The organism is Micromonospora sp. WMMD1082 (assembly GCF_029626175.1).
GTDB lineage: Bacteria > Actinomycetota > Actinomycetes > Mycobacteriales > Micromonosporaceae > Micromonospora.
Genome location: NZ_JARUBM010000002.1, coordinates 6,389,234 through 6,414,682, shown reverse-complemented (window position 1 = coordinate 6,414,682; position 25,449 = coordinate 6,389,234). Strand labels below are relative to the sequence as shown.

General features: G+C 74.4%; 12 protein-coding genes and 1 riboswitch. Of the genes, 6 read left to right on the top strand and 6 right to left on the bottom strand.

Going from position 1 to position 25,449, the window contains the following annotated elements:
- Nucleotides 1-251: 251 nt before the first annotated feature.
- Entirely contained in the window at nucleotides 252-1,280 is a 1,029-nt protein-coding gene (locus O7615_RS29630) for a LacI family DNA-binding transcriptional regulator (protein WP_278181081.1), read from the top strand.
- Between the two features lie 32 nt (nucleotides 1,281-1,312).
- Here the strand turns inward: O7615_RS29630 and O7615_RS29625 are convergent, their stop codons facing one another.
- Both O7615_RS29625 and O7615_RS29620 read right to left on the bottom strand, forming a co-directional pair.
- The gene (locus O7615_RS29625; protein WP_278181080.1) at nucleotides 1,313-3,064 is read right to left on the bottom strand and encodes an ABC transporter ATP-binding protein; all 1,752 of its coding nucleotides are present in this window, start codon (nucleotides 3,062-3,064) and stop codon (nucleotides 1,313-1,315) included.
- Nucleotides 3,065-3,220: 156 nt separating this feature from the next.
- Nucleotides 3,221-4,900: an ABC transporter ATP-binding protein gene (locus O7615_RS29620; protein WP_278181079.1), complete on the bottom strand. Its 1,680-nt coding sequence runs from the start codon at nucleotides 4,898-4,900 to the stop codon at nucleotides 3,221-3,223.
- A gap of 272 nt (nucleotides 4,901-5,172) precedes the next feature.
- Nucleotides 5,173-5,322, top strand: a riboswitch (cobalamin riboswitch).
- A 138-nt stretch (nucleotides 5,323-5,460) separates the two neighbouring features.
- Here O7615_RS29620 and O7615_RS29615 point away from each other — a divergent pair.
- Nucleotides 5,461-5,985 (top strand): acyl-CoA thioesterase, encoded by a 525-nt coding sequence (locus tag O7615_RS29615; RefSeq protein WP_278181078.1) that lies wholly within the window; start codon nucleotides 5,461-5,463, stop codon nucleotides 5,983-5,985.
- 154 nt (nucleotides 5,986-6,139) lie between these two features.
- Here O7615_RS29615 and nudC read toward each other — a convergent pair whose 3' ends face one another.
- The 3 genes from nudC to O7615_RS29600 form a co-directional block, all read right to left on the bottom strand.
- Complete coding sequence (nudC, locus tag O7615_RS29610; protein ID WP_278181077.1) at nucleotides 6,140-7,081, bottom strand: NAD(+) diphosphatase; 942 nt, start codon at nucleotides 7,079-7,081, stop codon at nucleotides 6,140-6,142.
- Between the two features lie 301 nt (nucleotides 7,082-7,382).
- A complete protein-coding gene (locus O7615_RS29605) occupies nucleotides 7,383-8,990 on the bottom strand; it encodes a lectin (RefSeq protein WP_278181076.1) in 1,608 nt (535 codons plus the stop codon).
- Nucleotides 8,991-9,121: 131 nt separating this feature from the next.
- Nucleotides 9,122-11,923, bottom strand: a complete 2,802-nt coding sequence (locus tag O7615_RS29600; RefSeq protein ID WP_278181075.1) for a condensation domain-containing protein — start codon at nucleotides 11,921-11,923, stop codon at nucleotides 9,122-9,124.
- Nucleotides 11,924-12,075: 152 nt separating this feature from the next.
- Between O7615_RS29600 and O7615_RS29595 the strand changes: the two genes are divergently transcribed.
- The 4 genes from O7615_RS29595 to O7615_RS29580 are packed head-to-tail and all read left to right on the top strand — an operon-like array spanning nucleotide 12,076 to nucleotide 22,560.
- Nucleotides 12,076-17,700: a non-ribosomal peptide synthetase/MFS transporter gene (locus O7615_RS29595; protein ID WP_278181074.1), complete on the top strand. Its 5,625-nt coding sequence runs from the start codon at nucleotides 12,076-12,078 to the stop codon at nucleotides 17,698-17,700.
- Nucleotides 17,697-19,187, top strand: a complete 1,491-nt coding sequence (locus O7615_RS29590; protein WP_278181073.1) for an AMP-binding protein — start codon at nucleotides 17,697-17,699, stop codon at nucleotides 19,185-19,187. Before O7615_RS29595 ends, O7615_RS29590 begins: the two co-directional genes overlap by 4 nt.
- Nucleotides 19,188-19,204: 17 nt before the next feature.
- Nucleotides 19,205-22,297, top strand: a complete 3,093-nt coding sequence (locus O7615_RS29585; RefSeq protein ID WP_278181072.1) for an amino acid adenylation domain-containing protein — start codon at nucleotides 19,205-19,207, stop codon at nucleotides 22,295-22,297.
- A gap of 2 nt (nucleotides 22,298-22,299) precedes the next feature.
- Nucleotides 22,300-22,560, top strand: coding sequence for an acyl carrier protein (locus tag O7615_RS29580; protein ID WP_278181071.1), 261 nt, complete (start codon nucleotides 22,300-22,302; stop codon nucleotides 22,558-22,560).
- Here the strand turns inward: O7615_RS29580 and O7615_RS29575 are convergent.
- On the bottom strand, nucleotides 22,557-25,385 hold the full coding sequence (locus O7615_RS29575) for a tetratricopeptide repeat protein (protein ID WP_278181070.1): 2,829 nt from the start codon (nucleotides 25,383-25,385) through the stop codon (nucleotides 22,557-22,559). The two genes, O7615_RS29580 and O7615_RS29575, sit on opposite strands and share 4 nt — an antisense overlap.
- Nucleotides 25,386-25,449: the final 64 nt, after the last annotated feature.

Here is a 25,449-nt window from a genome sequence, read left to right as displayed (position 1 = left end):
CGGCGCCACCTTTCGACGGAGTTTTCGGGACGCGGGTCGGGCGGGTCCTTCCTGCCAACGGGTGGTCGCACCCCTCCGTGTAGTCTTCGGCCTAGACGAGCGGCTCGGGGAGGTTCTACCGGTCGGCAACCGCACCGAAACGCCCTCGAAAAGCTTTTATAGATTTACTTCCGCTAGGAGCGGTCACGGCACTCCGGAGGCGGCCTGTCGCGGCGCACCACACCCTGTGCCGGTCGCTGGAGGGAGCAGCCATGACCACCGAGCCCGAGGTCCCCGTCAACCGCACGCCCACACTCACCGACGTCGCCAAGCTCGCCGGGGTGTCGGTCGCGACCGCGTCCAAGGCCATCAACGGGCGCGGCGAGGTGCGGGCGACCACCAGGGTACGCGTACTGGAGGCCGCGGAGCTGCTGTCCTTCGCACCGAACGCGCTCGCGCGCGGGCTGCTCAGTGGCCGGACCGGGACCGTCGGCCTGCTGACGAGCGACCTGGAGGGTCGCTTCTCGATCCCGATCCTGATGGGCGCGGAGGACGCGTTCGGGGCGGGGCAGGTCTCGGTCTTCCTGTGCGACGCGCGCGGCGACGCGATCCGGGAGAAGCACCACGTGCAGGCGCTGCTCTCCCGGCGGGTGGACGGCCTGATCGTGGTGGGTTCCCGCACCGACCCCCGCCCGCCGCTGGCCGGCAACATCCCCGTCCCGGTCGTGTACGTCTACGCCCCCTCGGCGAACCCGGCCGACATCTCGATCACGGTCGACAACGTGGGCGGTGGGCGGCTCGCCATCGAGCACCTGCTGGCGTGCGGCCGGCGCAACATCGCCCACATCACCGGCGAGTCCGGGTTCCAGGCGGCGAGGGACCGTGCCGAGGGCGCGGCGGCGACACTCGCGGCGGCCGGTCTGCGCCTGGTCGGCGACCGGCCGTACTTCGGGTCGTGGGACGAGTCCTGGGGGCGAGCCGCGGCGCGCATGGTCGTCGAGCAGCATCCCGAGGTCGACGCGATCTTCTGCGGCAGCGACCAGATCGCGCGCGGCGTCCTGGAGACGCTACGCGACCTCGGGCGGGACGTGCCGCAGACGATGTCGGTGATCGGCTTCGACAACTGGGAGGCGATCGCCGCGCACTCCCGCCCCCGCCTGACCAGCATCGACATGAACCTCAAACACCTTGGCGCGGTGGCCGGCCAGCGCCTCTTCGCGGCCATCGACGGTGCCGTGCCCAGCTCGGAGGAGTTCCCCAGCCGCGTCGTGATGCGCGAGTCGACCCTGCCCGTCGGCTGAGACGACCTCGGCGCCGTCGAGCGCACCAGGCGTCAGCGATGCCAGGCCGACCAGAGTTCGGCGTACCGGCCGCCGGCGGCGACGAGTTCGTCGGGGCTGCCGAGTTCGACGATCCGACCGTGCGACATCACCGCGACCCGGTCACAGGACTGTGCCTGGGTGAGCCGGTGGGCGACGACGACAGCCGTGCGCCCGCGGATGAGCGCGGCGCTGGCCTGTTCGAGTTGCCGTGCGCCCGCGCTGCCGGCCTCGGCGCTGGCCTCGTCGAGCACGACGATCGGCGGGTCGAGCAGGGCGATCCGGGCCAGCGCCAGCTGCTGCGCCTGGCCGGGGCTGATCGGATGTTCGCCGTCGCCGACCCGGGTGCCCAGCCCGTCGGGCAGCGCGTCGACCCACCCGTGGGCGCCGACCAGCGTCAACGCGGCGCGCAGCTCCGCGTCGGAGGCGTGCGGGGCGGCCAGCCGCAGGTCGTCGGCGAGGGTTCCGGCGAAGACGTGGACCTCCTGGGTGACCACGCCGACGGTGTGCCGCAACTCGTCCGGATGCAGCTCGCCGATCGGTCGGCCACCCAGCCACACGTGGCCCTCGGCGGCCGGGAAGACGCCACCGAGGATGGCCGCGAGGGTCGTCTTGCCGGCCCCGCTCTCGCCCACGATGGCGAGTGACTCGCCCTCGGCGACCTCGATCGAGACGTCGTGCACGACGGCCGGGCCACCGGGGTAGCGGTGGCACACCGACTTGGCGGTGATGCCGGCTGGACGCCCCGAGGAGGCCGGATCGGCGGCCCGCGCCGGCGGCACGTCGAGCCCGGCGATGCCGACGAGCCGGGCGAGTGCCGCGCCGGCCGACTGCATGTCGTTGAACGAGATCAGCAGCATGCCGAGCGGGCCGAAGAGCCGGTGGAAGAGCAGGGCGGCGGCGGTGACGTCGCCGACGGTGCTGTCACCGGCGCGTACCAGCAGGAACCCGGTGAGCAGCACGGCGGTGAGCCCGATCGCCTCCGTGTAGTTCATCAGGTTCGCGAACCAGAGGAATCCCCGGACGGCGCGCAGCCGCGCGACGACGGCGCCGCGCGATGCCTGCTCGACCCGCTGGCCCTGCCGCTCCTCCATGCCGTACGCGTGGACCGTCCGGGCGCCGGTGAAGGTGGTCAACAGGCTCTGGGTCCGCACCGCCGCGGCCTCCCGCTCGGCGGCGTAGAGCCGCTTCGCCCGGGGCACGAACCGACGCAGGCTCACCGCGTACACCGGGAAGACGACCAGGAACGCGGCGGCGATCCGCCAGTCGAGCGTCGCGAAGCCGGCGAACGTGATGACCACCGTGACCAGCGCGGCGAAGACGCCCGCGGCCAGCCGGACCGAGTCGGTGACCCGCTCCACGTCCTCGGTGACCCGGGAGGCGACATCGCCGGACCCGGCGCTCTCCAGCCGGGCCGCGTCCATCCGCAGCGCGCGGTCGAGCACCTCTTCCCGCAGGTCGGCGCAGGCACGCATGCCCCACTCGGTGACCAGCCAGTTGGCCGTGCCGGTCAGCACCGCGGCGACCAGGGCGGCGCCGAGGATCCACGCCGAGGTCAGCAGCAGCGACCGGACGGTGCCGCCGGCAACCACCAGGTCGACCAGCCGGCCGAGCAGGATCGGCACGCCGACCGCGGCGACACTCGCCGCCGTCGCCGCCGCGACCGACGTCCAGGCGAGCAGCGGATAGCGCCGCAGCGCATGCCAGAAGGCCGCGGCGGTCACCCGTCCGGCGGCGACCGGCAGAATCGTGGACGCCGGGCTCATCGCGCCACCTCGCTGCGCTCGGCGCCGCGACGAGGCACCATCGCACTGAGCCGAATGATTCGCTCACTACGCACGCTCATCGCGCCACCTCGCTGCGCTCGGCGCCGCGACGAGGCACCATCGCACTGAGCCGGATTATTCGCTCACTACGTTCGCTCATCGCGCCACCACCTCGGCGTACGAGGAGTGCGCGAGCAGGTCGCGGTGGCGCCCGACGGCCGACACCCGGCCGCCCTGGACGAAGACGACGCGGTCGCACCGGTCGAGCAGTGGTGCGCTCGTGGTGACCAGGATCGTCGCTCGCCCGTCGCCGGTCCGGTGGGCGCGGATCCCCTCGGCGATGGCGTGCTCGGTGACCGCGTCGACCGCTGTCGTCGGGTCGCGGAAGACGGTGACCGGCCGGTCGGCCAGCAGCGCGCGGGCCAGGGCGATCCGCTGCCGCTGACCGCCGGAGAGGTTCAGGCCGTGGTCGGTCAGCTCGCGGTCCAGCCCGGCGTCGCCGTCGGCGAGCAGGTCACCGACGGAGGCCGCCGCGATGCCGGCGCTCAACGTGGCGTCGTCCCGGTCGTCCCCGGTCTGCAGTACTTCACGCAGGGTGGCGCCGAGCAGGTCGACCCCGTGCGGCTCGACGAGCACGGCCCGGCGCAGCGAGTCGACGTCCAGCTCCCGCATCGGCGTGCCGGCCAGCGTCACCTCGCCCCGCTCGGGCGACCGCGCGCCGGAGAGCAGGTCGGTGACGTCATCGGCGGTGACGGTCTCGCCGGTGACCACACCGAGCATCTCGCCGGGCCGCACGGCGAGGCCGACGCCGTCCAGGCCGGGCGTGTGCACCTCGTCGAGGGCCAGCGTGCCCGCCTGCGCCGCCCGTACGCCGGACGGGGCCCGTTCGGGTGCGGCGAGCACCTCGGCCACGCGGGCCGCGCTGGCCCGGGCCGTTGCCAGCCGGAAGACGCAGTCGGCGAGGTTGAGCACCGGATCGGTGATGAACGTGGCCAGCCCGACGATCGTGATGAGCTGCCCGACCGTGATCCGCCCCTGCAGGGCGTACCAGCCCGCCAGGGCGGCCACCACCGTGATCAGCAGGCCGGTGGTGAACGTCGAGGCGCCGACGAACGTGGCACCGGCCTTGACCGTGCCGACGCTGGCGCGCAGCGACGTGCGGCTGGCCGTACGGTAACGGCGGGCGGCCTCGGTCACGCCACCGAAGCCGCGCAGCGGTCGGAGCCCGCGCAGGAGATCCGACGCCGTGGCGGCGGCCCGACCGATGGCCTGCTGCTGCGCCGACGTGTGCCGCCCCACGAGCGGTCCGAGCGCGTTGAGCCCGAGCACCAGGATCGGTACGCCCACCACCAGCCCGAGTCCGAGTGACCAGTCGATGCGCAGCAGCACGATCGTCGACACCGTCAGGCCGAGCAGCGCGCTCACGCCCCGGCTGCCCAGTTCGAGCAACTCGGCGGCGGACTGGGTGTCGGAGGTCGCGATCGAGAGCAGTTCACCGCTCTGGCGTCTGGTCCGGATGCCCCGCCCGCCGACGACGCGCCGGACCACCCGCATCCGCAACGCGTGCGACTCCTCCACCATCGCCTTGGAGAGGAACCAGAAGCCCGACCGCCACCCCATGGTGAGGGCGGTGAACAGCGCGAAGATGCCCAGCACGGACCAGACCATCGCCGAGGTCGACCCCGTCCCCACGGCCTGGTCGATGACCAGGCCGATCGCCACCGGGACGAGTGCCTCGCACACCTGGTGCAGGGACCAGAAGGTGGCACACAGGGCGGTGTCCCGGCGCTGGCGCCAGAACATCCCGCCGATCAGCCGCGCCGTGCTCGGTGCCATCCCCGCCTCACTCCCCCGACAAGTTAGGGCAGGCTAACCCGCGATCACGGCCTGGCGCCATTTCCGGCCGGCCATCACGACGAGCGGACGGCCACCGATTCCCGCACGGCCACCGCTACGACCGGCAGTGCAGACCGTACGGCCGGCCCGGCGGGGAGCGGACCGTCGGGCGAGCAACCTCACACCGGCGGTGGTGAGTGCCCGGGTCCATCCCGGCGGCGGATATCGTGGCTGCGGCGCTGGTTCGCCCGGCCACCCCGGTCGGGCGTCGCAAGAGGGAACCCGGTGGAAGTCCGGGACTGCCCCGCAGCGGTGAGTGGGAACGACCGCCGTCATCGGCACTGGACCCGGGTGGGTCCGGGAAGCGACGGCCAGTAGGAGGACCGGGCGACGCCCGGCGACGCCCGCGAGTCCGAAGACCTGCCCGCGCCGCGCACACGAGGTGTGTGCGCTGCCGTCGGCCTCGCGGGTGGGTCGGGCGGGTGACTCGCCGTACGCCAGTCGTCGGCGGTCCTCGACGTGCGCGCCCTCGATGCCGGTGGCCTGCTTCCCGAGGACGGATGACCAGAGTGCCCGAGACCATCGCGATCGACGGTCGCCCACCGTCGGCGTCGCACCTGACCCTGTCGCAGATCATGGACCAGCACCACACCAACCTCATGGGTACGGTCCACGGCGGCCGGATCCTCAACCTGATCGACTCGGTCGCCGGGGTGGTGGCCGCCCGACACTCGGACGGGCCGGCGGTGACCGCGGCCATCGACGAGACGGCGTTCCTGCGGGCCGTGCGGGTCGGCGACGTGGTGCACGTGGACGCCCGGATCACCTGGGCCGGCCGCAGCTCGATGGAGGTGGCGGTGCGGGTCACCGCCGACCGGTGGGACCGCGCCGTACCGCCCACCGACGTGGCCACCGCGCACCTGGTGATGGTGGCCGTGGACGACGCCGGCCACCCGCGCCCGGTGCCGCCGCTGCTGCCGGAGACCGACGGCGACCGGCGTCGCTACCGGGAGGCCGAGATCCGTCGCGAGCACCGGTTGGCCCTGCGCCACGCCCTGCTCGACGCGCCGGCCGACATCCCCTGACCGCGCCCGCCGATCGCGCCCGCTGACCGCGCTCCGCCGATCGCGCCTGCTGACCGCGCCTGCTGACCGCGCCCCGCCGACCTCGCTCCGCTGGCCTGGCCGTCGGTGCCGCCCACCCGGGGGCGTGGCGGCCGTGGCCGGGCCGGCCGACGGGTCAGACCGGCCGGGGCTGGCGATCGTGCCCATCGAGGCCGGCCCAGGAGCGCAGCAGCCGACCGCCGATGGAGTCGACCGGACCCGAGCCGGGCCCGTCGACGACGCGTTCGACGATCTCGGCGCGGCTGAACCACCGCGCCGCCAGTAGCTCCGTGCCGTCCACGGTGATGCTCTCGTCGACGGCCTGGGCGACGAAGCCGACCATGAGGCCGGCCGGGAAGGGCCAGCCCTGTGAGCCACGGTAGGTCACCGTGCCGATCGCGACCCCGGCCTCCTCGGCGACCTCGCGGCGCACGGCACCCTCCAGGCTCTCCCCGATCTCGACGAACCCGGCCAGCAGGGAGAAGTTGTCCGGGCCGGCGCCGTGATGGCGGGCGAGCAGGCAGCGTGGTCGGGGACCGGGGCCTTCCACCAGCACGATGACGGCGGGCTCGATCCGGGGAAACAGTTGCCGGCCGCACTCCGGGCCCTGGCACACCCGCAGGTGACCGGCGTGCGCGCTGGCGGTCGCCGCGCCGCAGGTGCCGCAGTATCCGGTGTGCCGGTTCCAGTAGAGCATTCCGCGCGCGTACGCCAGGGTGGCGGCGAGCGGGCCGGGCAGCGTGGCGGCCAGGCTGCGCAGGTCGGCGCTGGCGTGCGCGGCACCGAGCCGGAGCGCGTCGGCCTCCTCGGCCGCGCTCAGGTCGGCGGCGAAGGTCGCCGTGGTGCCGTCGAGGCCCAGCAGGGCGGTCTGGCCGGCCGCCGCCGCCAGGGCGCGGCCCGCCGCTCCGGTGCGGGTGACCGGGTGGCCGTCGGCGGTCAGCAGGAGCCGGTCGCGCCACAGTGGCAGCACCTGGCTGTCGTCGCGCCGGAGCTGATCGGCGACCCAGTCCGGATCGGCGCGCAGGACCGCGGCCCGATCGTGCGGTGTCGCCGTGTACGCCAGCGCGTCGAACGTCATGCCTCGATCGTGCCCCCATGCGGTCGGTGCCCGCGGTCAGCGGTGCGCGTCCATCCACGCCGGTCACCCGAGGTACGTAGTTCGCTGAACCAGTCGGCCCGTGGTACCCGGGAGTCGCGTTAAGCGGCGGATGTTCTCCGCCCGTCATGGACCCCCGAACGGGTAATCCGGTCCGGCTACGGCATCCGGTCCAGATCTTGGACAGTTTCCGTTTGCGCTGAACGGAAACTGTCCAAGATCTCGTCGCGTATTCCGGGCAGGGCGGTCGCCGACGGTACGACGGCGACCGTCCCGGCGTACGTCAGGAGAGGTTGTCCCCGTGGGTCAGGGTCTCCCAGGCGACGAAGAGGTTGTTGGTGCCGGCCGGGCGCTGCTGGAGCGTGAGCGTCCGGGTGTTCGTCATCGAGTTGCCCAGGCGGTTGGCCATGGCGTTGTAGCCGACCTCGGTGATCGGGCCGAGCCCCCGGGTGAGGCTGCCGCCGCACAGCCAGGCCGGCGCCGGCTCGCCGAGCTGGTACGTCGAGTGGAAGCCGAGGGCGTGCCGCAGCCGCTCGCCCACCTGCGGGTACAGGTCCCGGCCCTGGATCCGGGAGGTCTCCGCGACGTGCGAGATGGCGGAGATCCCGTACCCGGTGTGGGTGAAGTCGCGGCAGGTCTCCTGCGCGAGGCCGGCGACGAAGGTGGACTGGCCGTGCCAGTAGTTGACGATCTGGGCGCGGGTGCTCAGCCCGCTGCCCGGCACCGTGTGTGGCAGGTCGCCGTCGCTGGGCAGGTAGATGAAGGCGCGGGCCCGGTTGAGGAAGCGGGTCACCGCCGCGTCGTAGGCGGCCCGGTCCTCCAGGAAGACGGCGATGCCGACGGTGGCCTCCATCATGGTGAGTTCCCAGTTGCCGTTGCTGTTGGAGCCGTTACGCACCACCGGCAGGTAGACGGTGCGCAGCATGGTGGCGAACCGGGTGGCGTTGGGCCAGCTGCCGTACGTGTAGCGGATGATCTCGGCGGCGCGGGGCCAGACCGATCCCGCCCACCCGGTCTGCAACGGCGCGTTGCTGCCGGTGTGCGAGGTGATCGTCGCCGACCAGGCGTCCATGATCTGGATCGACTTCTGCGCGTACCGCGAGTCCCCGGTGACGTACCAGGCCAGCGCGTGGGTGTACGCGGCGATCGCATCCTCCCGCTCGTCCGTGCAGCCGTTGTTGGGATTGGAGTACGAGCCGCACTCGACGACCGCGCGGGCGGCCGGGTTCCGGGTCAGGGAGGCGTACCGGCTGTTCATCATCTGGTTGAAGGCCGACGTCCAGGGCTGCGCGCCGGCCTGCACCCGAGAACGGACGAAGTCGAGCTGGCCGCGGCTGACGTGGACGCCGGGGTGGACGAAGCCCGTCGACGGGGGAGGGGTGCCGCCGCTGGGCAGCACCCACGTCTGGTTGGCGCTCCCGGTGCAGGTCCAGATCTGCAACGGGGTGCCGTCGGCGGAACTCTGCCCGGTCGCGTCGAGACACTTGCCCGAGTTCGGGTTGACCAGCTGCCCGCCGCTGGCCGACCAGCGCTGTGCCCCGGTGCCGTTGCAGTCGTAGATCTGCACCCGGGCGCCGTTGGCCGTGCTCGCGGCGGCGACGTCGAGGCACTTGCCGAGCGACCGGATCGTGCCGTCGTCGGCGATTGTCCACTGCTGTGCGGTGGTGCCGTTGCACGCGTACAGCTGCACCTGGGTGCCGTTGGCGGAGTTCGCCCCGGCCACGTCGACGCACTTGCCGCCGAGCCCGGTGATCGCGCCCACGGCCGCCGCGGCGGCCGGCCCGACACCGACGGTCAGGCTCGCCGGTACGCCGAGCAGGGCCGCCACGAGCGTGGCGGTCAGCCGGGTGCGGGCCCGGTGTGGACGATGCCGGTCCAGTCGTCGCGCCATGTCCTGGTCCTCTCTGCCGCGCAGCGGGTCGTGGTCCGCCGCCGCGCGGGCAGGCCGTCACCGGTGGCGCGACCGGCGCGGGCGGACCCAACTGTAAAGTCTGTTAATTATTGCACCCCCATGAACACATATCAATGAACTGCCTCGGTCAGGAGGGTCTCGATGGTGCGGAGGAAGGGGGCGAAGCGCTCCGCGGGGAAGTACCGGGTGTTGGCCGTGACGACCAGCTCGACCGCGCCCGGTGCGTCGAGCACCTGGACCCGGCAGCGCCACGGGAACTGCGCCAGCTCCGGCAGCCAGCGGAACTCGCTGCGGGACACCAGCGCACGCAGGGCCGCCTCGTCCAGGTCGGGCACCTCCGCGTCGGCGTCCCGGGACAGTCGGGCGTCGTTGAGATAGCAGAATCCGGCCAGGAAGCTGCGGTGGTCGTGGCCCAGCTCGGTGACGGTGCGCTCCCACTCGGCCGGGTCGTAGTAGGCGTGCCGGTAGGCGTCCAGGGCGGCACTGCGCGCCCGGGAGAGCAACTCGACGAAGCCGGGGCGGTCGGCCAGGTCGAGCCGGCAGAGTCCGATCTGGTTGAGGGTGCCGACCGCCGTGTCGTGCCCGGGTAGGAAGCGGTTGTTCGCCATCACCACGATCCCGCAGGCATCCTGCGCACCGTCCCCGGCCAGCGCGGCGGCGGTCGCCGCGAGCAGGACGCTGGCGGTGCTGACCCGGTGCCGGGTCGCCACCAGCTGCGCGGCGTGGTGCACCGCCGCGGAGACTAGCGCACCGCGCCGGTGGCGGGCGTCCGCCGCCGGCGCCACCGCCTCGGACAGGCTCGGCGTCAGGCCCGAGAGTTGCCGGACCCAGTACCGCACCGCCCGCCGCGAGCGGGCCAGTTCGGCGTGGCGTTCCCGCTCGGCGAGATCCAGCGTCTGCAGGCCCGCCGGGGTGTCCAGGGACTTGTGTGTCAGCAGCCTCCGCAGGTCGCGCAGGACGATCTGCGCGGCGTGGACGTCCACTGCCGAGTGGCTGAACACCACCACGACCTGCCGTACCCGGTTGTCGACGGTGACCAGCGCGACCCGCAGCGGCCACTCGGCCACGTGGTCGAAGCGGGGCTCGTGCAGCCGCCCGGTCAGCTCCGCCGCGGCGGCCCGGCCGTCGGGGTCGTCCGCCGGTCGCGGTACGGCGTGCACGAGGACCGGCAGCCGCCCGGCCGCCGTCGTCTCCTGGTGCAGCTCGTCGCCGCGACGCCGGAACCGGGTGCGCAGCGACTCGTGGCGGGCGAGCAGCGCGCCGACCGCCCGCACCGCCTCCGGCACGGCCACCGCCACCGCCGCGGGGACGGTCAGGGTGCGGGGGAGGCTCAGGGCGCGGTACGCGGCGGGCGCCTCGAACTCGTCGACGCTGCGCCACATCGCCCGCTGGCCCCAGGTGAGCGGCGCGCTCGCGTCCCGCCCGCCCGCGAACCGCGCGTACGCCACCTCCTCGGTCTCCGCCCCGACGCTGCGGGTGGGCGCGGTGTCGATGGGCACGGTGCCGGTGGGCGTGCCGCCGACGGGTGCGCCGCCGGTCGACGACCAGGGCCACGGTACGTCGGCGAAGGCGGCCCGGACCAGCAGTTCCTCCAGCCCGCGCAGGAGCGGCTCGACGGAGTCCATGGCACGGTGGCGGGTGTCCACGGTGAGCGTGATGCCCACCCCGCCGGGCTCGTCGACCACGTGGGCCAGCAGGTGCCAGGACGCCTGGTGCAACCCCGCCGTCCAGGAGAAGGTGCTGCGGTCCATAGCGGCACGCAGCTCGGCCGGGGTGGCCTCGGGCACCGCGCCGACGCCCCCGACGGGCAGCCGGACGTCGTTGAAGTAGTGGTGCGGCAGGAACGCCGTGTCGTAGTCGACGCCCCGTTCCTCGAACGCCCGGCGCAGCGCGGGCGGATCGTAGTACGCGTGCCGCAGGCCGTCGAGGGAGGCCGCCCAGACGCGGGACAGCAACTCGGTGAAGTCGGGACGGCCGGCCAGGTCCACCACGCAGAAGCCGATCTGACCCAGGTTGGCGACCGCGTTCGCGTACTCGGCGCGGAACCGGTTGTGCGCCATCGGGAACAGGCCGGAGACGTCCTGTCCGCCATCGCGGACGGCCAGTGCCTGGAAGCCGGTCAGCAGGACCGCCGAGACGCTGACCCGGTGTCGGGCGGCGATCATCCGGGCGGCCGTGTCGACGGCGGAGGAGACCAGCACACCCCGGCGCAGCGGCGGGTCGAGGCCCGGCCCGGTCGGTGTCAGGGGTGACCGGGGGAGCCGCGGGAACTCCCGCAGCCAGTGTCCGATCGCCCGCTCCGAGCGACGCCGGTCGACGCCGTGCTGCCGCCGGGCGACGTCCGCCGACTGCGGACCGGGCGGAGTGGACAGGCCGCCGCGCAGCAGGAGCAGCCGTAGATCCCGCAGCACCAGCTCGGCGGCGTGCGCGTCCACGGTGGTGTGGCTGAACACCACCACGACCTGCCGTACCCGGTCGTCGACGGTCACCAGCGCGACCCGCAGCGGCCACTCGGCGGTGTGGTCGAACGCCACGTCGCCGAGCCGGCCCGCGGCCTCCCGGGCGGCCTCGGCGCCGTCGCCGACCCCGGCGCGCAGCAGCAGCGGCAGCACCCCGGCCGCGACGGTCTCCTGGTGCGGTTCGCCGTCGACCACGCGCAGCCGGGTGCGCAGCGCGGAGTGCCGGCCGACCAGGGCACCCACCGCCCGGACCGCGCCGGCCACGTCCACACCGGCCCGCACGGACACCGCGATGGTACGCCGCAGGTTGAGGAACCGGTGGTTGGAGCCGAACCGGGTGATCGACCGCCACAGCACCTGCTGTGCCCAGGTCAGCGGCGCGGTTCCGGCACCCGCGCCGGAGAACTCGGCACGGGTCAGCGTCTCGGCGGTCCACTCTGCAGGAACCACCACGTCGGCGAATCGCATTCCCGACGGTACGACGGGCCGTTCCGGCATCGGATCAATCGATCGAGTCTTACACAGGGGACCATTCAGCCGATCCACCCTGTTGCATGCACCATGCAAACTACTGACTCCCGTCCGTCATCGGAGTGAGGCGCTGCGTGACCAACGTTGACGTACCGGCGCGGAGTGCGACCATCTCGCCGAATGCCACCATCCCGGCCAGACCCCCTCGACTGTCCTTCGGGCAGGAGCGGATCTGGTTCACCGAACAGCTGACCCCCGGCACCGCCGCGTACGTCATCTACGCGACCGTGCGGTTGCGCGGTCCGCTGCAGGTGGACCTGCTGCGCGCCGCCGTCGACGCCACCGCCGCCCGCCACGACAGCCTGCGCACGCGGTTCACCGAGAACGCCGACGGGGAGCCCGTCGGGCAGGTGCTGGCGCGGGTGCGGGTGCCGGTCACCGTCACCGCCGCACCGTCCGAGGCCGACGCCCGTGACCTGGTGGCCGCCTCGGTCCGTACGCCGTTCGACCTCGGTGCCGCGCCCCTGCTGCGGGTGCTCGTCGTCCGCCTCGACAACAGGGCGACTGGCGACGGGCTTACCGGCGACGGGGCCACCGGTGACGGCGGCGGCGAGGAGCACCTGGTGCACGTCGCGATGCACCACATCGTCAGCGACGGCTGGTCGCTTGACCTGCTCCTGCGCGAGATCGCCGCCACCTACGGCGCGCTACGCGACGGCGGCCCACCGCCCGGCGCGCCGCCGATCAGCTACGTCGACTACGCGGCCTGGCAGCGCGACCGGCTCGACGGGCCGGCCACCGGCGACGGGTTCGCCTACTGGACGAAGGCGCTGGCCGGCGTGCCCCCGCTGGAGCTACCCACCGACCGACCCCGCCCCGCCGTGCAGTCGTACGCCGGCGGAACGTGCCGCTTCGCCATCGACGCCGATCTCACCGACGCGCTGCGCCGGCTGAGTCGCGCCCATCGCGCCACCCTCTACATGACCCTGCTCGCCGGCCTGCAGGCGGTGCTGTTCCGCTACAGCGGCCAGCGGGACTTCGCCATCGGTTCCCCGGTGGCCGGCCGGGTCGTGCCCGAGCTGGAGGAGCTCGTCGGCCTCTTCGTGAACACCCTCGCCCTGCGCGCCGACCTCTCCCCGGTCGCGGCGACCCCGGACACGCCGGCCGCCGAGCCCAGCTTCGCCGCCGTGCTGCGGCGCGCCCGCACCACCGTGGTCCGCGCCCTGGCCCACCAGGAGATCCCCTTCGAGCGCCTGGTCGCCGAGCTGAACGTCGCCCGGGACGTCAGCCGCACCCCGGTGTTCCAGGTGCTGTTCACCCTGCAGAACTACGCCCAGGAGGGCGGTCGCTGGCCGGCCGGGCTGCGCGCCGAGGGCGTCGGCACCGACGCCGCCACCGCCCGCTTCGACCTGTCGCTGTATGTCGGCGAGAGCGCCGACGGCCTGCGCGGGATGTTCGTCTACAACACCGACCTCTTCGACGCGGCCACCGTACGTCGGCTGGCGGCGAGCTTCGAGACCCTGCTGCGGGCCGCGGTCGCCGAGCCGGACCTACCCCTGGTCGACCTGGACCTGCTCACCCCCGCCGAACGGGACCGGATGCTGGCCCTCGGCCGGCCAGCGCACGACGATGTCGCCGGGGTCACCGGCCCGGCACGTACCCTGGCCGACCTCATCGGCCCGCACGCCGCCGCCACCCCCGACGCACCTGCCGTGGTCTGCGGGCCGGACACGATCTCCTACCGCGAGTTGGACCGCCGGGCCAACCAGGTCGCCCACTGGCTGCGCGACCGGGGCGTCGGCCCGGACCGGCTGGTCGGGGTGCTGTTGGAGCAGTCGGTCGAGCTGGCCGTGACGCTGCTCGGGGTGCTCCGGGCCGGCGGGGCGTACCTGCCGCTGGATCCCGAGCAGCCCGCCGCCCGGCTCGGCCTGATGCTCGCCGACGCCGGCCCGACCGTGGTGCTGACCAGCGCCGACCTGCGGGACCGGCTGCCCGCCGGGGTGGTGGCGGCCGGCCTGGACGAGGTCGCCGCCGAGATCGCCACCCGGTCGGCCACCGCGCCCCGCAGCGGTGTCACCGGCGAGCACCTCGCGTACGTCATCTACACCTCCGGCTCCACCGGGGCACCCAAGGGCGTGGCCGTGGCGCACCGGCAGGTGCTGCGCTACCTCGACGGGGTCGGTGACCGGTTCGCGGTGGTGCCCGCCGCCCGTTACGGGCTGCTCCAGTCGATGTCGTTCGACTTCAGCGTCACCGTCTTCTACCTGGCGCTGGCCACCGGCGGCACGGTGCACCTGCTGCCGCGCCGGTGCACCGGTGCCGAACTCGCCCACGCGGTGCGCAGCCACCGCATCGACTACCTGAAGATCACCCCGTCGCACCTGGCGGCCCTGGCCACGGACGCCGAGCCGGGCGCGCTGCTGCCCGCCCGGGCGCTGATCCTCGGCGGCGAGGCGTCCGACCTGGACCGGGTGCGCCCGTTCGCGGCCGGCCCGGCGCGTGTGTTCAACCACTACGGCCCCACCGAGGCCACCGTCGGCGTCACCACGTACGAGGTGACCGTCGACGGGCCGGGCAGCGGCCCGGTGCCGGTCGGTCGACCCCTGCCGCACGCCCGGGTGTACGTGCTCGACGACCGAATGCGCCCCGTGCCGATCGGGGTGCCCGGCGAGCTGTACCTCGGCGGCGACCGGCTCGCCCGTAGCTACCTGAACCGCCCCGAGCTGACCGCCGAGCGGTTCGTGCCCGACCCGTACGGCCCGCCCGGCGCGCGCCTCTACCGCACCGGCGACCTGGGCCGCTGGGACGCCGACGGGCAGCTGGTCTTCCTCGGTCGCCGCGACCACCAGGTGAAGATCCGGGGCTACCGGGTCGAGCTGGGCGAGATCGAGGCGGTGCTGCGGGACTGTCCCGGGGTGCGGCAGGCGGTGGTGCTGCTGCGCGACGACCGGCTGGTGGCCTACCTGGAGTGGGCGCCCGACGCGGACGTGCCGGAGCCGGCGGAGCTGCGCCGCCGCCTGGCCGACCGGCTCCCCGAGCACATGGTCCCCGGCCGCTGGGTGCACCTGGACCGGCTGCCGCTGCAGGCACACGGCAAGGTGGACCGGCAGGCCCTGCCCGCGCCCACCGACGAGCCGCCGCCGGGCGAGCGGGTGGCACCGGTCGGACCGGTGGAGACCCTGGTGGCCGCGATCTGGCGGGCCGTGCTCGGGGTCGCCGAGGTCGGCGCCACCGACGACTTCTTCGACCTCGGCGGGCACTCCCTACTCGCCACCCAGGTGGTCGCCCGGCTGCGCCGGGAACTGCCCGCCGTCGTGGGCGGCGCCGCGCCGGCGGTCAGCGTGATGGACCTGTTCCGCCACCGCACCGTACGCGAGCTGGCCGGTCTGGTCGCCGGTGCCGGCACGGGCACCGGTGGCCTGCTGCACGAGCTGACCCCGCCGGTGCCGACCGCCGAGCGGGTGGCCACCCTGGTCTGTGTCCCCTACGGCGGGGGCAGCGCCGTGGTGTACCAGCCGCTGGCCGACGCGCTGCCGGCCGGGTACCGGCTGCTGTCGGTGGCCGTACCGGGGCACGACATCGGCCTCGCGGACGACCCGGCACCCATCGCCGAGGTCGCCGCCGGCGTCGTCGGGGAGATCCTGGAGCGGGTGTCCGGGCCACTGATCCTGTACGGACACTGCGGTCCCGGCGGGGCCCTCGCAGTGGAGGTCGCCCGCCGGCTGGAGGCCGCCGGCCGGGAGCTGGTGGCGGTCTACCTCGGCGCGGTCTTCCCGTTCGGTCGGCCCGCCGGCGGCCTGCTCGGGCCGCTGCTGCGGCTGCGGCTGGCCGAGCGTCTGCGCAGCGACCGGATCTACCGCACCTGGTTGCAGGCGCAGGGCACCGCCGTCGGGTCGCTCGCGGCCGACGAGGTCCGGTTCCTGATCCGCGCGATGCGGCACGACGCCGAGGTCTCCGAGGAGTACTTCACCGAACTGATGCGGCGACGGGTGGACCCGCTGCGCGCGCCGATCGTCTCGGTGGTCGGCGAACGTGACCGCAGCACCGACTTCCACGAGGAGCGCTACCGGGAGTGGCACTTCCTCAGCGGGCGCACCGCTCTCACCGTGATCGACGAGGCCGGGCACTACTTCCTGAAGTACCGGGCGGCCGAGCTGGCCGAGATCGTCACCGGCGTGCACCGACACCTCGACGCACCGTCGCCCCCGGCCGCCAGCCCGCCCGCTGTGCCGAGCCCGCCCGCTGTGCCGAGCCCGCCCGCCGTGTCGAGCCCGACCACTGTGGCGGGACCGGAGCCGGCCTGGCAGCTCGCCGGGATCTCCCGGCAGGACGGCGACGGCCCCTCGACGCCCGAGGTGAGGACGGCGGTGGGCGGCGCACCGCCGCCGAGCCTGCGCCGCTTCGGCCTGGTCGCGGCGGGTCAGATCGCCTCCGGCATGGGCACCGCGCTGACCACCTTCGCGGTTCCCCTGTGGATCTACACCCAGACCGGCTCGCTCGCCCGGTTCGCGCTCTTCGCGGTGCTCGCGGTGCTGCCCGGCCTGCTCGTCGCGCCGCTGGCCGGTGCGCTGGTGGACCGCTTCAGCCGGCGGGGCGTGCTGCTGGCCGCCTGCGCCGCCGCCGGGAGCGCCAACGCGGTGATGGCCGTGCTGGTGCTGGTCGACCGGGCGGAGGTGTGGTACTTCTACCCGTTCACCGGCTGGCTGTCGGTGGCGCTGGCCTTCCAGCGCCTCGCGTTCGTCTCGGCGGTGCCGCAGCTGGTGCCCAAGCGCTTCCTCGGGCACGCCAACGGCCTCGCCCAGACCGCCGTCGGCCTCACCCAGTTCACCGTGCCACTGGTCGCCGTGGCGCTGCTGCAGGCTGTCGGGCTGCGCGGCATCCTGCTCATCGACGTGGCATCGTACCTGTTCGCGCTTGCGGTGCTGGCGGTCGTGAAGTTTCCCCGTACCCTGGCGATGCGACGCCGCGAGAGCATCGGCGCGGAGATCGTCGCCGGGCTGCGGTACTCGCTGCGGCGCCGGGAGTTCCGCGCCATGCTGGCCTTCTTCGCGGCCCTGAACTTCTTCCTGTTCCCCGTGCTGTTCCTGCTCTCCCCGCTGGTCCTGGGCTTCGGCGACCTGAACGAGGTGGCGCAGGTCGCGCTGACCGGCGGGGTCGGCGCGGCGACCGGCGGCCTGGTGATGCTGATCTGGGGCGGCCCGCGCCGGCGCCGGATGCAGGCGGTGCTGCTGGGCACCCTCGGCATCGCGGTGGCCGCCGTGGTGACCGGGCTGCGGCCGAACCTGCTGCTCATCGCCGCCGGTGCGTTCGGCATGTATCTCGCGCTCGGCCTCGTCAACGGCGTGTACCACACGATCATCCAGACCAAGGTGCCGCCCCGCTTCCACGGCCGGGTCTTCGCGCTCAACCAGATGGTCGCGCAGTCCACCCTGCCGCTGGGCTGGGGTCTGGTCGCCCCCGCCGCCGCCCGGGTGTTCGAGCCGATGCTGCTGGCCGACGGTGCGCTGGCCGGCACCGTCGGCGCGGTGATCGGCGTCGGCCCGGGGCGGGGTCACGGACTGCTCTATGTGCTGTTCGGGGTCTGCATCGCGTTGACCGCGCTGGTGTCGCTGGTCACCCCGGTGCTGGCCCGGTTCGACGACGAGGTGCCCGACGCCCCACCGGACGATCTGGTCGGCATCGAGGAACGCCGGGTCAGGGCGACCGGGGGCGCACCGGCGCCGGTCGCCGCCACCGGCGGGCGGGTGGGTGGGCCATGACCACCGCGACCACCGTGCCCCGTACCGTGCCCGACCTGCTCGACTGGCGTACCGCCCTGCATCCGGACCGGGTCGCCGTCGAGGTGCACGGGGTGGCCAGGCTGACCTTCGCCGAATGGTCCGCCCACGCCGGCACCGTCGCCGCCGCGCTGCTGCGCCGGGGGGTGCGTCGCGGCGACCGGGTGGGCCTGCTGTTCGGCGCCCGGGACTGGACCCGCTTCGCCGTGGCGTACTGCGGGGTGCTGCGGGCCGGCGGCGTCGCCGTGCCGCTGTCCGACCGGCTCGCCGCCGGGCAACTGGGGTACGCGCTGACCCACTGCGCGGCCACCGCCCTCGTGCACGGCGACGGCACCCCCACCCCGCCGGTGCCGGCCGGCCTGCCGGTCTGGGCCTGCGGTGACCTGCTCGCCGAGGCGCCCGTCGTCGGCGTCGCCGCGGCCCCCGGGCCCGGTGACCTCGCGCAGATCCTCTACACCTCCGGCACGACGGGCCGGCCCAAGGGCGTGGCCGCCAGCCACGCCAACCTCACCGCCGGCGCACCGACCCACCCGCGCCGGCTGGCCCTGGCCCACTCGGAGCGGTTCCTGCACGCCTTCGCCATCGGCACCAACGCCGGCCAGACCATGCTGCTCAACGCGCTCACCGCCAAGGCCACCGCGCTCACCCTGCCCCACTTCACGCCGGCCCGGTTCGCCCGGCTGATCGAGGCTCCCGGCACCGGAACCGTCTTCGTCGTCCCGTCGATCGCCCACGAGCTGCTCGACTCCGGGGCACTGGACGGCCGGGACACCGCCGGCGTACAGCTGATCGGCTCGACCGCCGCGCCGCTGGCCCCGGCGGTCGCGGCCCGGCTGGCCGCGGCCTTCCCGGCGGCCACGATCGTCAACTACTACACCTCCACCGAGGCGGCACCGGCCCAGACCACCATGGTCTACGACCCGTCCCGCCGGGACGCCGTCGGCCGGCCCGTCGGGGGTCGGCTGATGGTCGCCGACACCGACGGCAACCCGCTGCCCCCCGGGGCGACCGGCGAGGTCTGGCTGCGCGCCCCCCACCCGCGCTCCTACTACCGCGACGACGCCGCCAACCGGGTCACCTTCCGGGCCGGCTGGGTGCGCATGGGCGACGTCGGCCGGGTCGACGCCGACGGCTACCTCTACCTCACCGACCGGCACCAGGACGTGATCAAGACCGGCGCGTTCAAGGTCTCCACCCTGGAGGTCGAGGCGGCGCTGCACGAGCATCCGCTGGTCGCCCAGGCGGCCGTCGTCGGCGTACCGCATCCGGTGCTGGGCTCCGCCGTCGCCGCCGCCGTGGTGCCCCGGGCCGACCCGGACGGCCTCTCGCTGCCGGCGCTGCGCGGCTTCCTCGCCGACCGGCTGGCCGACTACCAGCTGCCCGCCCGGCTCCTGCTGCTGGACGAGTTGCCGCGCAACGAGGGCGGCAAGGTGCTCAAGCGGCGGCTCACCGACCTGTTCGACAACTGACCACCACCAGCACAACCATGGGAGCGCATGTGGGCACCGCCGAGGCGACATACGCACAGCACGCCGTCTGGTTCACCGAGCAGGCCGGGGTCGCCGGCACCGCGTACCACATGGCGTTGGGCATCCGGTTCGGCGCCGGACTCGACCGCCGGGCCCTCGTCGCGGCCTGCGCCGCGCTGACCGAACGGCACCCGATCCTCGCCGCCCGGATCACCGGCGACGACGCCGACATCCCGCGCCTGGCGCCGGCCGACGCCCGCCCACCGGTGACCTTCGGGGAGCTGACCGACGCCCGGATCGCCGAGGAGATCGCCCGCCCGTACGACCTGCGGACCGGTCCGCTGGCCCGGTTCGTCCTGCTGGCCGGGGCCGACGGCAGCCACCTGCTGCTGGTCACGGCCCACCACCTGGCCTTCGACGGCATGTCGAAGGATGTGCTCGCCCGGGATCTCGCCGCCGCGTACGCTGCCGCCCGCGACGGTGGCCCGGCCGAGCCCACGCCCCCCGCCGACGGGTACGCGGGCCTCGCCACCGCCGAACAGCAACGCGTCGCCGTCGACCTGCCCGCCGCCCGCGCGTACTGGGCACGGCACTGGACCGGCCCCACGGACGCGGTCCTGCCCGGCCTGCGGCGGCTGCCCACCGGCGCGGAACCGGGCGCCGCGGTGACCGTCGAGTTCCCCGCCGACCTGGTCGAGGGCATCGGCCGGGTCGCCCGGTCGCTCGGGGTGACCCGCTTCGAGCTGCTCTTCGCCGCGCTGCACGCCCTGCTCGCGCGCTACGGCAACCGGGACGCCCCGGTCGGGGTCACCCTGTCCAGCCGCACCCCGGACGAGGCCGACCGGATCGGGCTGTTCGTCAACGAGCTGCCGGTGGTCGCCGACCCGGCCGAGGGCACCTTCCGCGAGCATGCCCGCGCCGTCCGGGCCCGGCTGCGCGAGGTCTACCGGTACCGCGCCGTGCCGCTGGCCCACGCGGTGCCCGGCCTGCGGCCGGCTCCGGCGCTGACCCCGATCAGCATCGGCTATCGGCGGCGCGGCGACGAGCCGGTCTTCCCCGGCGTCGCCAGCGAGGTCGACTGGACGCTGTTCTGCGGTGCCGCCCGCAACGCCCTGCATGTGCAGATCGTGGACACCCCCGCCGGCAACACCACCGTCAGCCTCCAGCACAGCCCGGCGGCCATCGACACCGACGCCGTCCGCCGGATCGGTGGCCACCTGCGTACCCTGCTCGCCGCCGTCGTCGCCGACCCCGACCGGCCGGTGGCGGAGCTGCCGGTGCTCCCCGCCGACGAGTGGGATCAGGTCACCCGCGGCGGGCACGGCCCCGCCCGCGCCTACCCGCCCGAGTCGACGGTGACCGCCCTGTTCGCCGCCCGGGTCGCCGCGGATCCGGACGCGCCCGCCCTGGTCGACGGCGACCGCACGCTGAGCTACGCCCAGCTCGACGCCGCCGCCGCGCGGCTCGCCGAGGCGTTGCGGCAGCGCGGCGTGGGACCGGGCGCGCTCGTCGCCGTCGCGCTGGACCGGTCCTGGCAGGCGGTGGTGACGCTGCTGGCGGTGCTCCGCTGCCGGGCCGCCTACCTGCCGATCGACCCGGCGCACCCACCGGCCCGCCGGGAGATGGTGCTCGCCGACGCGGCCCCGGCACTCGTGGTGGCCCACACCGCCGACGCGACGACCCGGCCCACGCTCGCCCTCGACCGGATCGACCTCCTCGACGGCCCGCCGCCGGCCCGGCCCGCCGAGGAGCCGGCCGCCGACGACCTGGCGTACGTGCTCTACACCTCCGGTTCGACCGGCCGGCCCAAGGGGGTGGCGGTACGGCACGCCGCGCTGGCCAACATGCTGCTCGGCGTCCGTGACCTGCTGGGCAGCGCACCGGCGCACCGGTGGCTGCACCTGACGTCGCTGTCGTTCGACATCTCCACCGTGGAGGTCTTCCTGCCGCTGGTCACCGGCGGCCGGGTGGTCGTCGCCTCGGGGGTCAGCGCCCTGGACGGCCCGGCCGTGCTGCGGCTGGCCCACGCCGCCGGGGTGACCCACGCGCAGGCCACCCCGTCGGGCTGGCGGGTGCTGCTGGCGGCCGGCCTCGGCACCCCGGGCACCGGCGGGAGCGCGCCGCCGCTGGTCGCGGTGGCCGGCGGCGAGGCCCTGCCGGTCGCCCTCGCCCGGGAACTACGGGCCCGCACCGCCCGCCTGATCAACGGGTACGGGCCGACCGAGGCGACCGTCTACGCGACGATGGCCGACATCCCCGCCGACCCGACCGAGGTCACCATCGGCCGGCCGCTGCCGAACGTGCGGGCGTACCTGCTGGATGCCGCGCGTCGCCCGGTGCCGGTCGGGCTGCCCGGCGAGCTCTACCTGGCCGGCACCGGGCTGGCCGTCGGCTACCGGGGACGTGACGATCTCACCGCGGAGCGCTTCGTGCCGGACCCGTTCGGGCCGGCCGGTGCGCGGCTCTACCGCACCGGTGACCGCTGCCGGTGGCGGCCCGACGGGCGGATCGAGTTCCTCGGCCGCGTCGACGACCAGGTCAAGATCAGAGGGCACCGGATCGAACTGGGGGAGATCGACGCCCGGCTGCTCGACCACCCCGACGTGGCCGCCGCCGCGGCGGTGTTGCGGCACGACGACGGGGAGCCGGAGCTGGTCGCGTACGTGGTGGGTCGGGCGGGCGCCGTGGTGGAGTCGTCCGAGCTGCGCCGGCACCTGGCGCTGAGCCTGCCGTCGGCCGTGCTGCCCACCGGCTACGTGGTGCTCGACCGGCTGCCGCTGAGCCCGAACGGCAAGGTCGACCGGGCCGCGCTGCCCGCACCCGCCCCGCCGGAGGGCGCGGCGGCGGTCCCGGCCAGCGCGCCCGCGGACGCGATCGACGATCCGGTGGTGTCGCAGCTGCGGCTCATCTGGCAGGAGGTGCTGCGGATCCCCGACATCGGCGTGCACGAGGACCTGTTCGACCTGGGCGGGCACTCCCTGCACATCACCCGGATCAGCGGCCGGATCCAGCAACGGCTCGGGGTCGAGGTGCCGCTCGACGCCTTCTTCGACACCCCGACCATCGCCGAGATCGCCGAGATCATCCGGCAGTCCGGAAAGGAGTTCTGAGGATGACCGCCACCGAACGGCGCGAGCGGATCGCGGAACTGGTCAGCGAGGCCACCGGCGGGGACGTCGCAACGGCCGACCTGCTCGCCGGCGGTTCCATGATCGCGCTCGGTGTCGACTCCCTCGGGCTGCTGCGCCTGGTCGACGCGCTGGAACTGGAGTACGGCGTCGAGGTCGAGCTGACCGGCGCGGGTCGGCCGCTCGACACCATCGACGACCTGGTGGCCCTGCTGCCCGACGCACCGGGCCCGGGCGACAGCTAGGCCACCTGGTCCGGTTCGGTGGCGGCGGCCCGCCGCGGGCGGGAGTTCGCGCGCAGGTAGCTCAGCATGGCCAGGGTCTTGGGATGCTCGGGGCCGAGCACCTGGGTCCAGCCGGCGAGCACCTGCTCGAACTCTGCCGTCGCCTCCGCGTGCCGGCCCTGATCGGACAGGACGGTGGCGAGGTTGCCGCGGGTGTTCAGGGCGTCGGGATGGTGCGTGCCGAGCAACCGCGTGCGGGTGGCCAGCAGGTCGCGCAGCTCCGCCTCCGCCTCGCCGAGCCGGCGCTGCTCGCGCAGCGTCGCGGCGATGCTGTTGCGGGTGCTCAGGGTGTGGGGGTGCTCGGCGCCCAGCGTCCGCGTCCGGATGGCGAGCACGGCCCGGAACTCCGCCGCCGCCTCCTCGTGCCGCGCCTGCGCGTCCACCATGATGGCGAGGTTGCTGCGGGCGACCAGGGTGCCGGGATGCTCGGCGCCGAGCGAGCGTGTGTGGACGGCGAGCACCTCGCGCAGTTGCGCCTCGGCCTCACGGTGTTTCCCCCGGCTGCCGAGCAGGATGGCGAGGCTGTTGCGGATGTTCACGGTGTCGGGATGCGCGGCGCCCGACAACCGGGTCCGCGCGGCGAGCAGCTCCCGGAACTCGGCCTCTGCCGCCTCGGCGCGCCCCAGCTTGTCCAACACCACCGCGAGGTTGCCGCGAACGGTCAGGGTCGTGGGATGTTCGGCGCCGAACAGCCGGGTCCGCACCGCCAGCAGCGCACGGAAGACGTCTTCGGCCTCGCCGAGGCGTCCCTGCTCCCGCAGCAGGGCGGCGATGTTGTTGATGGTGGTCAGGGTGTCCTCGTGCTCCTCGCCGAGCAGCCGGGTCTGCGCGGCGAGGACCTCCCGGAACTCGGCCTCCGCCGCGTCGTAGCGGCCCTGCCCGCCCAGCACGACGCCCAGGCTGAGCCGGGTGTGCAGGGTGTCCGGATGCTCGGCACCGAGCAGCCGCGTCCGCGCGGCGAGCACGGCACGGAACTGGGCCTCCGTCTCGCCGCGCTCGGCCCGTAGATCCAGCACCACGGCAAACCGGTTGCGGGTGTGCAGGGTGTCCGGATGCTCCTCGCCGAGCAGCCGCGTCCGCGCGGCGAGCACCTCGCGGAACTCCGACTCGGCCGCGCCGAACTGCCCCTGCTCCGTCAGTATGCTGGCGAGGTAATGCCGGACGGCCAGGGTGTCGGGATCGTCCGGATCCACCTCGGGGTGCGACACGTACCGTCGCAGGAGCGCGACGCTGGCGCGGGCCAACCGGCCGGTCCGCGCCTCCGGCGGAATGGCCCCGTCCAGCTGTCGCAGCTGGCTCGGGGTGAACCGATCGGCGTGCCTGTCGAGGCAGGCGGCGATCGCCTCGTCGACCGGCAGTTCCCCGACGGCGGCGACCCTGATCGCGGCGGCGGTCATCCACGCCGGGTCGCGGTCGAGGACGGCACTGATCGCCGCGGCGGCGTCCGGACTGTGTACCGCGGCTCTGGCCAGGGTGCCCAGGGCGCGCTCGGTGCGGGCGTCGTCCCGGCCGGTGGCGTTGGCCAGTGCCTCGGCGAGCAGCGGGCTGTGGGCGACGGTGCTCACCGCGTAGCGTTCCAGCAACACCGCCGGCAGGCGCGGTGCCAGCCAGTCCGGCACCTGCTGCGGGTAGAGCCCGCGGAGCCAGTCGGCCAGCTGACCCGCCCGGTCGGGGCCGATGAGGCCCACCGGGGTGCGGATCTGGCCGAGCAGCCGCCGGGCGGCCCCCTCGTCCGCGGCGCCGACCAGCGCGGCGAGCAGAAGCGCCTGCTCAAGCACGATGCCGGGCAGGTTGTGGAGGTGCGCCTGCCGGGCGGACTCCTGCCAGCGTTGCCGCTCGGCGGCGAAGATGCCGGCCACCACGGTGGCGGTGTCGACCGTGCCGCCGACGTCGGTCCGCGCGGCGAGCGCGGCGGCGGCGTGCAGCAGCGCGATCGACGGGGGCGGGTCGCTCGGCTTCAGCGTTACGGAGGGAACCGGTGCGGACTCCGCCACGAAGCAGCGCAGGGCGCGCGCGAACGCCTGCTGCTGGCTCCTGGCGTCGCCCACGATCGCCGGCACCGTCACCTGCGGCCGGTACGGCAGTTGCGCCACCACCCGGGCCGGCTGGCGGGCGCGGACGGCCGCCCACCACGGATGGTTCACCCGGCTGATCAGAACCAACCGGACGTCACTGTCGGCCGCCTCCGCCCAGGCGCCCAGGGTGGTGGGCAGGTCGTCGCAGGTGTCGGCGTCGTCGACGACGAGCACCACTCGCTGCCGGAGGGCCGCCGCCGCGGCGACCGCCGCCGCACCCCGGCCCGGCACCGCCCAGGCGCACGGAAGCGCGAGCCGCTCGGCCACCTCGACCAGCAGCCGGCTCTTGCCGGCGCCCGGCGCGCCGTCGACGTAGAGCACGGATGCCCGGGCCGGTGAGTCGGCGAGGGCCCACTGCACCACCCGGCGGGCCGACCGGTCGTGCAGTGGGCTGAACGGCACGACCTGCCGGCCGGGCAGCAGCATCGTCAGCAGGCCGGTGTCGTCGTCCGCCGGCGCCGGGTGGCTGCCCGGTGCCGCGGTGGTGACCGCCCGCCAGGCGTCCTCACGGGCGCGCCGGTCGGTCCGCCGCTGCCACCACACCCCACCGTAGAGACCCGCGGCGCCGGACGCCGCGCCCAGGCCGGCCGCCACGTACCAGGTGACGAAGTTGGCCAGCGCCGCGGTCATCCCGGCGGTCAGCACCAGGCCCGCGCCGGCGATACCGGCAGTACGGTGCCGCAGCCAGTTCGCCCAGCGGCCATCCGCCACGGTCGCCCCTCTCGCACACCGACGTTAGTGGTCACTGTGCGGGTGCCGGGCACCGAGCCGGAAC

Bases quoted from the DNA above. Each gene is read 5' to 3' on its own strand.
- O7615_RS29590 (WP_278181073.1), top strand. From the start codon at position 17,697: ATGACCACCGCGACCACCGTGCCCCGTACCGTGCCCGACCTGCTCGAC.
- O7615_RS29585 (WP_278181072.1), top strand. From the start codon at position 19,205: ATGGGAGCGCATGTGGGCACCGCCGAGGCGACATACGCACAGCACGCC.
- O7615_RS29580 (WP_278181071.1), top strand. From the start codon at position 22,300: ATGACCGCCACCGAACGGCGCGAGCGGATCGCGGAACTGGTCAGCGAG.
- O7615_RS29605 (WP_278181076.1), bottom strand. From the start codon at position 8,990: ATGGCGCGACGACTGGACCGGCATCGTCCACACCGGGCCCGCACCCGG.
- O7615_RS29625 (WP_278181080.1), bottom strand. From the start codon at position 3,064: ATGAGCCCGGCGTCCACGATTCTGCCGGTCGCCGCCGGACGGGTGACC.
- nudC (WP_278181077.1), bottom strand. From the start codon at position 7,081: ATGACGTTCGACGCGCTGGCGTACACGGCGACACCGCACGATCGGGCC.
- O7615_RS29620 (WP_278181079.1), bottom strand. From the start codon at position 4,900: ATGGCACCGAGCACGGCGCGGCTGATCGGCGGGATGTTCTGGCGCCAG.
- O7615_RS29630 (WP_278181081.1), top strand. From the start codon at position 252: ATGACCACCGAGCCCGAGGTCCCCGTCAACCGCACGCCCACACTCACC.
- O7615_RS29615 (WP_278181078.1), top strand. From the start codon at position 5,461: ATGACCAGAGTGCCCGAGACCATCGCGATCGACGGTCGCCCACCGTCG.